General features: G+C 38.4%; 1 pseudogene. It reads right to left on the bottom strand.

The annotated features are described in order from the left end of the window. A pseudogene (locus M3183_RS27015) lies at nucleotides 1–204 on the bottom strand (DUF6431 domain-containing protein); the annotation flags it as partial. Between the last annotated feature and the right edge of the window lie 20 nt (nucleotides 205–224).

Raw genomic sequence — 224 nt, 5'->3', positions numbered from 1 at the left:
ATTTAAACATTTTAGGCGACAAATAGGGATTCGTAAGGTGACCTCGTCAGTAATTCCATAACGCCAGTAATAACCATTTCTATGAAGGTTTCCATGTGCCGGTCGTTTGCAGCCTGGACAAACATCGAAGGAAGGAAAATCATTCATTTTTCCCCTCTGTTCATATTCCTCCAGTCCAATTCCAAAATCATGAAATTTGATCATAAAAAAACTCCCCCTTTTAA

This window comes from Neobacillus mesonae, assembly GCF_023715155.1.
GTDB classification, from domain to species: Bacteria; Bacillota; Bacilli; order Bacillales; family Cytobacillaceae; genus Neobacillus; species Neobacillus mesonae_A.
Note: the sequence above shows the minus strand (reverse complement) of the source record. Positions and strands in the feature narration are given on the sequence as shown.